This window comes from Leucobacter chromiiresistens (genome assembly GCF_001477055.1).
Lineage (GTDB): Bacteria > Actinomycetota > Actinomycetes > Actinomycetales > Microbacteriaceae > Leucobacter > Leucobacter chromiiresistens_A.
On record NZ_LDRK01000117.1, the window covers coordinates 1 to 10,406 of the forward strand.

At 66.8% G+C, this 10,406-nt stretch carries 11 protein-coding genes and 1 tRNA gene; 7 read left to right on the forward strand and 5 right to left on the reverse strand.

All coding sequences use genetic code 11. From position 1 onward, the window contains the following. The first annotated feature begins 9 nt into the window (after positions 1–9). Both NS354_RS12095 and NS354_RS12100 read left to right on the forward strand, forming a co-directional pair. A complete protein-coding gene (locus tag NS354_RS12095; protein ID WP_010156510.1) occupies positions 10–492 on the forward strand; it encodes a DUF501 domain-containing protein in 483 nt (160 codons plus the stop codon). Positions 493–615: 123 nt separating this feature from the next. Next, positions 616–1,947 (forward strand): NAD(P)/FAD-dependent oxidoreductase, encoded by a 1,332-nt coding sequence (locus NS354_RS12100; protein ID WP_010156511.1) that lies wholly within the window; start codon positions 616–618, stop codon positions 1,945–1,947. Positions 1,948–2,291: 344 nt separating this feature from the next. Here NS354_RS12100 and NS354_RS12105 read toward each other — a convergent pair whose 3' ends face one another. Next, positions 2,292–3,770: a helix-turn-helix domain-containing protein gene (locus tag NS354_RS12105; protein WP_058594716.1), complete on the reverse strand. Its 1,479-nt coding sequence runs from the start codon at positions 3,768–3,770 to the stop codon at positions 2,292–2,294. Positions 3,771–3,896: 126 nt separating this feature from the next. On the opposite strand from NS354_RS12105, the gene NS354_RS12110 reads away from it, so the two are divergent. The 5 genes from NS354_RS12110 (at position 3,897) to NS354_RS12130 (ending at position 7,581) form a co-directional block, all read left to right on the forward strand. Continuing rightward, on the forward strand, positions 3,897–5,747 hold the full coding sequence (locus NS354_RS12110) for a phosphoenolpyruvate carboxykinase (GTP) (protein ID WP_193750779.1): 1,851 nt from the start codon (positions 3,897–3,899) through the stop codon (positions 5,745–5,747). 216 nt (positions 5,748–5,963) lie between these two features. Continuing rightward, positions 5,964–6,037 (forward strand) — tRNA-Leu (locus NS354_RS12115). 154 nt (positions 6,038–6,191) lie between these two features. Beyond that, positions 6,192–6,479 carry a hypothetical protein gene (locus NS354_RS12120; protein ID WP_058594724.1) on the forward strand — a complete coding sequence of 96 codons (288 nt, stop codon included), beginning with the start codon at positions 6,192–6,194 and terminating at the stop codon, positions 6,477–6,479. 28 nt (positions 6,480–6,507) lie between these two features. Continuing rightward, positions 6,508–6,798: a hypothetical protein gene (locus tag NS354_RS12125; protein WP_058594717.1), complete on the forward strand. Its 291-nt coding sequence runs from the start codon at positions 6,508–6,510 to the stop codon at positions 6,796–6,798. Positions 6,799–7,068: 270 nt separating this feature from the next. After that, the gene (locus NS354_RS12130; RefSeq protein ID WP_058594718.1) at positions 7,069–7,581 is read left to right on the forward strand and encodes a hypothetical protein; all 513 of its coding nucleotides are present in this window, start codon (positions 7,069–7,071) and stop codon (positions 7,579–7,581) included. A 604-nt stretch (positions 7,582–8,185) separates the two neighbouring features. Here NS354_RS12130 and NS354_RS12135 read toward each other — a convergent pair. From NS354_RS12135 to NS354_RS12150, 4 genes are all read right to left on the reverse strand, one after another. Next, positions 8,186–8,446 carry a hypothetical protein gene (locus NS354_RS12135; protein ID WP_430736006.1) on the reverse strand — a complete coding sequence of 87 codons (261 nt, stop codon included), beginning with the start codon at positions 8,444–8,446 and terminating at the stop codon, positions 8,186–8,188. Next, on the reverse strand, positions 8,443–8,847 hold the full coding sequence (locus tag NS354_RS12140; protein WP_058594720.1) for a hypothetical protein: 405 nt from the start codon (positions 8,845–8,847) through the stop codon (positions 8,443–8,445). The genes NS354_RS12135 and NS354_RS12140 overlap by 4 nt, the downstream gene beginning before the upstream one ends. A gap of 427 nt (positions 8,848–9,274) precedes the next feature. Further along, positions 9,275–9,784 carry a hypothetical protein gene (locus tag NS354_RS12145; protein ID WP_153002213.1) on the reverse strand — a complete coding sequence of 170 codons (510 nt, stop codon included), beginning with the start codon at positions 9,782–9,784 and terminating at the stop codon, positions 9,275–9,277. Between the two features lie 38 nt (positions 9,785–9,822). Beyond that, a partial coding sequence (locus NS354_RS12150; protein ID WP_058594722.1) for a DUF6320 domain-containing protein occupies positions 9,823–10,406 on the reverse strand: 584 nt, incomplete at its 5' end.

Genomic DNA, 10,406 nt, shown 5'->3' on the forward strand with positions numbered 1-10,406 from the left:
GACCCCGCAATGACCCGCCCGCCCTATCCCGCACCGACCGAAGCCGACATCGCGGCGGTCTCCGAGCAGCTGGGGCGCGAAGCCCGCGGCGTCATCGGCATCGCGGCGCGCGCCGCCGACGGATCGCCCGCCGTCGTGGCCACCGCGCCGCGCCTGCCCGACGGCTCGCCGTTCCCCACCTTCTACTACCTCTGCCACCCCGAGGCCGTCGCCGCCGCATCGCGTCTCGAGGCCGCCGGCGTGATGAACGAGTTCAACGAACTGCTCGCCTCAGACGAGACCGTGCGCGAGCAGTACCGGCGCGCGCACGAGCAGTTCATCGCCGACCGCGACAGCGTGGGCGAGGTGCCCGAGGTGGCCGGCGTCAGCTCGGGCGGCATGCCGACGCGCGTCAAGTGCCTCCACGCGCTCATGGGTCACGCTCTCGCGGCCGGCCCCGGCGTCAACCCGATCGGCGATCTCGCGCTCGAGCGGAGCGGCTGGCGGGGCTGACCCGCAGCCGCGCGTGCATCGGAGCTGGGAAAACGCGGTAAGCTTTCGGTACGGGTGTTTCGCCCGCTATTTTCTGTGCCCGCAATGCGGGTCCGTCCCTGATTGCTGCAAGGAGATCGCTTCGTGGCGAAGAAGATTCTGATCGTTGGTGGCGGCTATGCCGGCTTCTACACCGCATGGAAGCTGGAGAAGCTGCTCCGTGCCGGCGAGGCCGAGGTCACGATCGTCGATCCGCTGCCGTACATGGCGTACCTGCCGTTCCTCCCCGAGGTCGCCTCGGGCTCGATCGAGCCGCGTCACGCGGTCGTCGCACGCCGTCGTCACCTGAACCGCACCGCGAACATCGCGGGCAAGGTGACCGGCATCTCGCACGCGACGAAGACAGTCACCATCACGCCCAACGTGGGAGAGCCCTTCGACTTCGCCTACGACCAGATCGTCGTGACCACCGGCTCGGTGTCGCGCACGTTCCCCATCGCGGGCATCGCCGACAACGCGATCGGCATGAAGACGATCGAGGAGGCCGTCGCCGTGCGCGATCGCCTCGTCGGCAACTTCGAGCGCGCGGCTACCCTCCCGAAGGGATCCGCCGAGCGCGCGCGCCTGCTGACCGTCACGGTCGTCGGCGGCGGCTTCGCGGGCATCGAGACGATCTCCGAGCTCCGCTCGTTCACCACCGCGCTGCTGCGCCGGTACCCCGAGATCACGTTCGACGAGACCGTGTTCCACCTCGTCGAGGCGATGGGCCGGATCATGCCCGAGGTGTCGCAGGAGACCGCGGACTGGGTCGTGAAGGATCAGACCCGCCGCGGCGTGCAGATCCACCTCGACACGCAGCTCTCGTCGGCGCTCGACGGCAAGATCGAGCTCTCGACCGGCGAGACCTACGAGTCGGACCTGATCGTCTGGACCGCGGGCGTCATGCCCCGCCCGTTCCTCCGCGGAACGGATCTGCCGATCGGCCCCCGCGGGCACGTCATCGGCAGCCCGTCGCTGCGCATCACGACCGAGGACGGCGTGCCGCTCGAGGGCGCCTGGACCGCCGGCGACACCTCGCAGACGCCCGACATCTCGTCGACCCCCGGGCCCGGCGGATTCTGCGTGCCCAACGCGCAGCACGCCGTGCGCCAGGGCAAGCTGCTCGCGAAGAACATCGTCGCAGACCTGCGCGGCGAGGGCATCGCCGAGTACAACCACAAGAACCTGGGCGCCGTCGCCGGTCTCGGCGTCAACACCGGCGTCTTCCAGTCCGGCAAGTTCGCGCTCAAGGGCTACTTCGCGTGGCTCGCGCACCGCTTCTACCACGGCCTCGCCATCCCCTCGTGGGAGCGCAAGTGGCGCGTGTTCGGCGGCTGGGTCGGCCACTTCTTCCTGGGCCGCGACACCGTCAACATCGAGGCCGTGCAGCAGCCGCGCGCCATCTTCGAGGAGTTCGCCTCGCGCCCCAAGGCCTGAGCGACGCCCCGCACCGAGAACCCCCGCAGCTTCGGCAGCGGGGGTTCTCGCGTTCTGCGGCGGTGCGCCGGCATTGCCGCATTGCTCCTGCGCTCGCCCGCAACTCCGCACGCCCGTTCCTCCGCTCCTCCGCTCCACCGCGCGCCCGCTCGAGCGGTCAGTTCCGTGCAGAATGCGCGCGCATAACGCACCGAACTGACCGCTCAGCGAGAAGGCGGGGCGAAGGCGGGCGGGGCGGGGCGCCTGTGGGCGCCGCGCCGGAAGCGACGAAAGCTGCGCTTTCGGCCTCAGCTTCCGGCGCCTGTAGGCGCCGCGCCGGAAGCGACGAAAGCTGCGCTTTCGTCCTAAGCTTCCGGCGCATGCTTCGCGAGGAACTGGTACATCTCCGTGTCGTCGACGCCCGGGAACGTGCCCGTCGGCAACGGGGAGAGCACGTGCGCGTGCATGCGGGCGCTCGGCCACGCCTTGCCCTCCCAGCGCGCCAGCAGTTCGGGCCTCGGCGTACGGCAGCACGCCGGATCCGGACACGTCGACACCTGCCGCTCCGACGTATCGCGGCCGCGGAACCACTTCGCATCGTCGAATGCGACCCCGCAGGCGATCGCGAAGGGGCCCTGCTCGGCGTCTCCGGTCTGCACGCTCGACCAGAACGTGCCCGCCGGGGTGTCGGTGTACTGGTAGAACTCGCTCGTGCGGTTCGTGCGGTTGAAGGCGGTGCGGCCGCCCCACTTGTGGCACAACACCTCGCCCTCGATCGAACCGGTGTCGTCGGCCGGGTACGGCAGCCCATCGTTCTGATACCCGCGCACGATGGCGCCCGCCCCGTCGGCGCGATAGTGGTGCGCGCGCAGTCCGAGGTGCTGCGTCGCAAGATTCGTGAACCGGTGCGAAGCGGCCTCGTGGGTGACGCCGAACGCATCGCGGAAGTCCTCGATCGCGAGATTGCGGTTGCGCTTCGCCTGCTGCAGGAAGTCGACGGCGGCGGCCTCCGGGATCAGGCAGGCGGCCGCGAAGTAGTTGATCTGCAGGCGCTGCTCAAGAAATTCCGCGTAACTTGCCGGCTCGGAGTGGCCGAGCACGCGGTGCGCCATCGCCTGCAGCGCGAGAGAGCGCAGGCCGTGCCCGCCCGGGATCGACGCCGGCGGCAGGTAGATGCGGCCGTTCTCGAGATCGGTGATGCTCCGCGTGTTCGACGGCAGGTCGTCGACGAAGAAGAGGCCGAAGCCCAGCAGCTCGGCGAGCATCGCCACCTCGCGGTGCGTCACCGCGCCGATCGTGTGGCCGATGCGCCGCATGAGGTCGGACGCCACGAGCTCGATGTCCTGAATGTAGTTGTCGCGCTCCTGCATCTGCATGCGGATGGCCGTGTTCGCGCGCCGCGCCTCCTCCGAGGTGGTCGCGGCGGCGCGGGATCGCCGGGCGAGTTCGCGGTGCAGGCCGACCAGGGCCTCGAGCGTGTCGTCGGGGAGCGTGCGCGGCGTGCGCACGTGGGGCAGCCCGAGGCGCGTGTAGGTCGACGTCGCCTGCGCCCGTTCGAGCTCGACCTCCAGGGTGCTGCGGCGATCCGGCGCCTCACGCTTCAGCAGCTCGGAGGCGTCGATGCCGAGCTCGCGCGAGATGCTCTGCAGCAGGCCGAGCCGCGGTTCGCGACGTCCGTTCTCGATGAGCGACAGCTGACTCGCGACCACGCCCACCCGTTCGCCCAGCTGCTCCAGCGTGAGCCCGGCGCGGGTGCGGAAGAAGCGGATGCGCTTGCCGAGAATGAGTCGGTCGAGTTCTGATTCGTCGAAACCGGCGGTCACGGGTACGGGTTCAGCGGGCATCTCTTGACTATATGTCAAATTCGGGCGATTTTTCCACCGCAAACGATGAATGCGGGGTGAACGGGGCGCTCACAATGGAGATGTCGCCGCTTCTTCGCCGGGCGGCGGGACCTTGAGGAGAACGATATGGCACTCATGCAGACCATCGAGACCGAGATGACCTTCGCCGAGATCGTGCGCGCCGATGCGACCACGAGCAACGAAGAGGTGCTCGCCTGGGTCACCGAGGTCGCCGAGCTCACGCGCCCCGACGAGGTCGTCTGGTGCGACGGCTCGCAGGCGGAGTGGAACCGCATCACCGGCGAGATGGTCGAGGCCGGCACCCTCATCCCGCTCAACAAGAACCTGCGCCCCGGCAGCTTCCTCGCCCGCTCGCACCCCGACGACGTCGCACGCGTCGAGGATCGCACGTTCATCTGCTCGACCGACGAGGCCGACGCGGGCCCCACGAACAACTGGATGGCGCCCGACGCCATGAAGGCCGAGCTGACGCCGCTCTTCGAGGGATCGATGCGCGGGCGCACCATGTACGTCGTCCCGTTCTCCATGGGCCCCGTGGGCGGCGCGATCACCCAGCTCGGCATCGAGCTCACCGACTCGCCCTACGCAGTGCTCAACATGCGCATCATGACGCGCATGGGTCAGGCCGCGCTCGACGGCATCACGCCGGGCAGCGAGTGGGTGCGCACGGTGCACTCGGTGGGTGCTCCGCTCGCGGCCGGGGAGAGCGACGTCGCGTGGCCCTGCAACTCGACCAAGTACATCACCCACTTCCCGGAGACCCTCGAGGTCTGGTCGTACGGCTCGGGCTACGGCGGCAACGCCCTGCTCTCGAAGAAGTGCTTCGCGCTGCGCATCGCGAGCGTCATGGGCCGCAACGAGGGATGGCTCGCCGAGCACATGCTCCTGCTGAAGCTCACCAATACCGAGACCGGCAAGGCGTACCACCTCTCCGCCGCGTTCCCCTCGGCCTGCGGCAAGACGAACCTCGCCATGCTGCAGCCCACCATCCCCGGGTGGAAGGTGGAGACGATCGGCGACGACATCGCCTGGCTGCGCCCCGGCACCGACGGTCGGCTGTACGCCATCAACCCCGAGGCGGGCTTCTTCGGCGTCGCGCCGGGCACCGGCGAGTCGACGAACCCGGTCGCGGTCGAGACGCTCTGGGGCAACACCATCTTCACCAACGTCGCACTGACCGACGACGGCGACGTCTGGTGGGAGGGGAAGACCGACGAGGTGCCCGCCCACCTCATCGACTGGCAGGGCAACGAGTGGACGCCCGAGAGCGGACGCGTGGCCGCGCACCCGAACTCCCGCTTCACCGTGCCGATCCAGCAGACGCCCACCCTCGCGCAGGAGTGGTACGAGCAGAACGGTGTGCCGATCGACGCCATCCTCTTCGGTGGTCGCCGCGCGACCAACGTGCCGCTCGTGGCCCGCTCGCTCTCGTGGGAGCACGGCGTCTTCGTCGGCGCGACCATCTCCTCGGAGAAGACCGCCGCCCAGGAGGGTACTGTCGGCGAACTGCGCCGCGATCCCTTCGCCATGCTGCCGTTCTGCGGCTACAACATGGCCGACTACTGGGGCCACTGGCTCGACATGGGGCGCGAGCTCGGCGACCAGGCGCCCAAGATCTTCCAGGTGAACTGGTTCCGCAAGGGCGCCGACGGCCGCTTCCTGTGGCCCGGCTTCGGCGAGAACTCGCGCGTCATCGACTGGATCATTCGCAGCGTCGAAGGATCCGTCGAGGGTCGCGAGACCGCAGTCGGCACTGTGCCCGCGGCGGGCGAGCTCAACCTCGACGGGATCGACGTGCCCGAGGCCGACCTCGAGGAGCTCTTCTCCATCGACGCGGCGTCGTGGCTCGCGGAGGCCGACCTCACGGAGGAGTTCTTCGCCCAGTTCGGCGATCGCCTCCCCGCCGCCCTGACCGGGCAGCTCGAGCAGCTGCGCCAGCGTCTCGGCGCCGCGTAGCCGACCGGTGCCGCCGCCCGCCCGCCCGCTGTGACGCGTCGCGGGCGGCCGAGACCGGCACCGCGCGTCGCGCGCACGCCGCGACGCCCCTAGACCGTAGGCCCCGCCGTTCTGCCCAATGGCGGGGCTTACTCTTTTCTGCGCACGTCGGTTCGGGATCAGTGCGCCTGCCGTGCGGCACGGTTCGGCCACCCGCATCTGCGAGAATCGGATCGACCCCCCATAGCCCAACTGGCAGAGGCAGCCGACTTAAAATCGGCACAGTCAGGGTTCGAATCCCTGTGGGGGGACGGAAGAAGGCCCGTAGATCCGCGTAACTCCGAGGAACTAGGGGCCTCTCGCTTACCTGGCGGGCGTTGCCGACGAGGGCACCGGACAGCATCGGGACAGCATGGCTTCTTAGGCGAGGCAGGATTGTTGTCGGCCGAGCGTACGATGCTGCGCATGAGTAGACCTGCACCGATCCGCCTCGATGGGGACACGTGGGTGATCATGCGCAGCGCGACGGATCACCCGACGGCGATCGTGAACCGCGTCACGGACACCGCGGGGAAGGCGCGCTTCCTCGTGTTGAAGTGGGCGCTCGATCCTTCGCAGCGGCGCATGACGGGCATCTTCGCGACGCTCGAACAAGCGGACGCCTCGGTGCTGTACGACAACACGGCGCACATCGCGCATGCGCAGCGGAAGACCGCGGGCCCGCCGAACGGTGGCGGGCCGCTGCATACCTAGATATGGTCGCGCCGGACATAACCTGCGTATGTACCTCGATAGCAACGCCGTGCAGACATTGCGTGGATTGATGATCTTCTCCTTCCTAGCCGGACTAATCCTGGTCGGAGTTGGCGTGTTCCTCTTCGTCGTTCCGGGTTGGTCGGAACAGATGCCGGCGGTAGCGCCAGTTCTTCTGACTATCGGCGTATCGCTTATCGTCATTGGAATCAGTTTCGCGATCACTTACCTTCTCACTGCCTGCATCGTGCTGGCGATCGAGCAAGCGGCGACTGAGATCAAGAGCGAGATCAGAGCGAGCAAATCGCCCCTGAACTGACGATTGACGACGAAAACGCCCCCTCCCAGCCTGGACGAGGAGGGGCGTTTTCGAGGCGCGAGAGGTGCTGGCAGCGTCGCGCGTAGCGGGGTTCGTAGTGCGGTCGGGCGGAGTTGACGGGCATCCACTTCTCGATGCTTGGCCGACACATACCGCCCTACTGCGCTTACCCATACATGAACACTGCTCATCTCGCGTCCCGCAGGGGAGTGCTGCGTCTGAGTCGGTGCTACCTGTGAGCCGCACATGCGTGAACGGTAACGTTCGGTTATGAATGAAAATAATACGATCGACGTCTTGAACGAAGGACCGCTCGGCCTGAAATCGGTGCTCGTCGGATCCCTTCCGGGCAGCTTGATCGTTAACGGTGAGCCCACTCGTTACACCGTCGAAGCGGTATTCACCCGGCGAGCGAAAGCAGCCGAAGTCACGCAGATCATGGCGAAATCCACCCACGAGCGCCTCACGCGAGAGGGATATCCAGATGCGTGCCTGCAGGTGAGTGACCGAAGACTGCTCATTCACGAGACAAATCTCGAGGAGCTCAGAGACGGGCTGGCTACCGTGATTGCTGAGACGCTAGCGGAAATCGCGGCCGGCGTATTGAGAGACGAACGACTGGCGATTCTCGCGGCAGAACTGAACGATGAGCGCGAGCTGCAGCGCGCAAAAGCGGTGCTCGCTCTCGCGGAGTCCATCGACTTCTCGTTGCCTGCGAGCTATGAACCGCAGTCGGCGTCATCGGACGCGCAAGCACTCCAGTCTGAGGAGGTCTCGGACTAAGACGATGAGGGAGGCCGCTCAGCCAATCCGGGCAGCTGACGCCTCGTCAGAGGTCGCGACGAGTCGTGCCGAGGGCTGGCCCCCAGGCTTCTGGTTTGCTTCTCGTGCTCGAGGGTGGGGCAGGATGTCGACTCACGATGGCAAGCGCAACCACTGATAACTTCCTCGCACACGTGACAGTCTTGTGATTGTCGTCGAAGTCTCCTGCCCCATAGCTAGACCACTTCGACGGCCGGCAAGCGCCTCACTCCCATCTCGGGAGCGGGGCGCTTACTGCTCAACACACTGCTACCGCGCCAAGTCAGGACTCATGTTTCCCAGATGTCCTTCTTGTCATGGCCCTGTCACACCTGTGTGGGGTGGCTGGTGGGAGTGCGTCAGATGCAAGATGCCGGTGATACCGGTTCACCCCGAATCCAATCCCTGGTCGAATGGAGACGAGGGTTAGCGCCTGCTTCGCCGAGAGGTCAATTCCTTTCATGGACAGCGTGTAAAGCTGCACGCTAGAAGAGTCGCACTGGGCATCGTGTACCCCATACATCAGACCGGATGCGACAAAGGGACGGCTTCTCTCAGTACTCCGAGAGGGGCCGTCCGTCTTGTCTTACACCACGTCCGGGTTGTTCTTAATGAACCGGTTGGCCTCATCTTCGCTGAGAGCGATAAGACCTCGGGACGTATGTGCCAGTGCGTTCAGTGCCAGAACCAATGCCTTGCTCAGTTCCGGGTCGCGGCTTCCAGAGAAGTGGAACGCGATACTCACGTAGGGCGACAGCCAGATGGACATGCGCCCGTCGCCCTGGTCGTGTGGCTTGTTCCAGCTGAGAAAGAAGGTCTCCTGCTTCTTGAGTTTCTGTCCGATCACGAACTGCAAGTGAGCCAGCAGTCGGTCCTCGAACTCGTACTCACGTTCACCGTGCTGTAAAAACGCCATTCACGGGCGCCGCGGTCGGCCGTTCCGAGCTCGTCGATCTTGGCGTGCATCTCGCGCATCTCGCGGCCGCGTTCACTGTCGCGTCGGTCGAGCCGGCCGATGTCGCGGCGTATGCCGCGGATCTCACCGAGCACGGCCGACTGGTTGTGGTCGATGTTGTCGCGGAGGCTGTAAGGCTCTCCGTACGGGAGCAGGTACGAGTTCGCGACCTGCTCCTTGACGGCCTCAGTCGATCGCTTCGTGCGGCGCGCGCCGATCGTGACCGTGCCGGTCAGGGCGACGAGTACGCCCTGCATCGCGACAATGAGGGCGACCCAGATGTGCTCTGTCATCTGGACCGCCGCTCCACCCGCAGCCCGACGGCGATGATGCTGCCGAGCACCACGAGGCAGCCCGAGGCGGCAACCAGCACTATCACCGTCGCGCTCATGGTCAAACCATCATTTCGGCGGCGCGCTGGTACGCCTCCAGACGGCGCAACTGATGACCGCGAACGGTTCCTTCTTCGAGGTCAGCCACTCGAGAAGGCCGTTCTCGGTCATCTTGAGGGAGTCACAACTGACGCGTCAACGCGCTCATCGAGCGCGCAGCCGGTTCTGTAGAGGTCTAGCTGAGTATCGCGGTACCGGCTCAGCGAGGTGATCCTTTGCCCAGGTCGGAGTCAAACTTCAGCTCTAGAAGCCGGGCCTTCTGCCCAGAGAAGCGCTACGAGCAAAGCCCTCCTGCAGCGACTCACGCTCCGTTCCCCAGTCCGATCGCTCAACTCGCGCCGCCCTCGCAGACTGACACCAGCCGACGCAGGCGCCGACGCCGCTGCACGGCGAAGGCGATGCTCGCCGTGATCACGAGCGCGCCGCCGGCCGGGAGCAGGATATTGCCGCACAGCATCATGAACCACGCGCCGATGTCCGCGCCGTCGGCTTCGACGATGTAGGCCGAGAGCAGGGCGTGCGCGCCGAACGCAGTCGGGGCGACGAACAGCGCGATCCCGATCGAAATCGTGAGCGCCTGCCGCACATGGTCGCTGAGCAGCCACGTGCCCGCGGTGGCGAACGCGAGTGCGATGAGGGAGGACGCGACCATCCAGGCCAGTCCGGCGGCCGAGTAGCCGTGGGTGACTCGCAGGGAGACCGCAGTGGCCCAGGCGAACGCGAGAACGGCTGCGACCAGGAGTATCTGGCCGAGGCGATAGCGTGTCGCGTGCTGCATTCCCTGAACGTAGCAGCAGCCCCATGTCGCACCGGGCACGGCCGAAACGGCGTTCAGCACAGGCGCTACGTCGTTCGGCAGCCAGGGCCACCGCACCCCTACAGGTGGAACCGCTTCGCGAGTTCGAGCCGCATCTCGCGCCCGCGCAGCACCTGCACGTCGGCGAGCACGAGCAGGCTGACGAGCACGCAGGTCCACGACGCCCAGGGGTTGGTGACCCACCCGAAGAGCAGGAACACGAAGGGCACGAGCCCGAGCAGCACGGTGAGTCCGCTGTAGACGAGGTGCTCGGTGACGTCGATGCGCAGCAGCTGCACGGTGATGAGCAGCGCGATGATCGCGGAGGCGCACACGATCGGAACGGCGTAGGTCAGCGACCAGCGCTGCCAGCCGCCCAGGTAGTCCCAGTACACGCAGACGAGCCCGATGAGCGCGACGAGGTAGACGGTGCCCTTCGCGACGTTGCGGCGCTTGCGCACCGCCATGGTCACGACGAGCCACATGGCGGTGACGCCGATCCACACGGATCGCCACACCCCGATGCCGTCGAGGTCGCGCGAGAAGAAGAGCTGCACGAGGAACGAGGCGAGGATCACGGCGAGTGACGCGAAGAAGAGCGATTGCAGCACGCGCCGCTTGGAGAAGCTGAGCGGAATGCGGGGCAGCGGATCGGGGGAGGGGG

What these genes read in the sequence shown, in the direction of transcription:
- NS354_RS12095 (WP_010156510.1), top strand. Translation starts at nt 10, where the DNA reads ATGACCCGCCCGCCCTATCCCGCACCGACCGAAGCCGACATCGCGGCG.
- NS354_RS12105 (WP_058594716.1), bottom strand. Translation starts at nt 3,770, where the DNA reads ATGCCCGCTGAACCCGTACCCGTGACCGCCGGTTTCGACGAATCAGAA.
- NS354_RS12110 (WP_193750779.1), top strand. Translation starts at nt 3,897, where the DNA reads ATGGCACTCATGCAGACCATCGAGACCGAGATGACCTTCGCCGAGATC.
- NS354_RS12120 (WP_058594724.1), top strand. Translation starts at nt 6,192, where the DNA reads ATGAGTAGACCTGCACCGATCCGCCTCGATGGGGACACGTGGGTGATC.
- NS354_RS12125 (WP_058594717.1), top strand. Translation starts at nt 6,508, where the DNA reads ATGTACCTCGATAGCAACGCCGTGCAGACATTGCGTGGATTGATGATC.
- NS354_RS12130 (WP_058594718.1), top strand. Translation starts at nt 7,069, where the DNA reads ATGAATGAAAATAATACGATCGACGTCTTGAACGAAGGACCGCTCGGC.
- NS354_RS12140 (WP_058594720.1), bottom strand. Translation starts at nt 8,847, where the DNA reads ATGACAGAGCACATCTGGGTCGCCCTCATTGTCGCGATGCAGGGCGTA.